Consider the following 433-nt stretch of genomic DNA (forward strand, 5'->3'; position numbering starts at 1 on the left):
CGGTCCGTTCGTGCATTATCCCAACGAAAAATGGTTCCCACTGACCGAAAATGACGATGTGCCAGAAGGGCTGCTCGATGACCGTCTGCGCGCGTTTTATGATCCGGAGAATGAACTGACCGGCAGCATGCTGATTGACCTACAATCCGGTAACGAAGATCGTGGTATTTGCGGCCTGCCGTTTACGCGTCAGTCCGACAATCAGACCGTTTATATTCCGATGAATATCATTGGTAACACGTACGTCTCCAACGGTATGTCCGCAGGTAATACCCGCAACGAAGCACGCGTTCAGGGATTGTCTGAAGTTTTCGAACGCTACGTGAAAAACCGCATTATTGCTGAAAGCATCAGCCTGCCAGAGATCCCGGCAGACGTGCTGGCGCGTTACCCAGCAGTAGTTGAAGCCATCGAAACGCTGGAAGCGGAGGGT

The 433-nt window shown here is 52.2% G+C and carries 1 protein-coding gene; it reads left to right on the top strand.

Features of this window, described 5'->3' with window-relative positions; translation table 11 throughout:
- On the top strand, positions 1 to 433 hold a 433-nt coding region (locus FPV16_RS25960; RefSeq protein ID WP_227441379.1), incomplete at both ends, for a YcaO-like family protein.

Source organism: Methylobacterium sp. W2 (assembly GCF_020662345.1).
GTDB lineage: Bacteria > Pseudomonadota > Alphaproteobacteria > Rhizobiales > Beijerinckiaceae > Methylobacterium.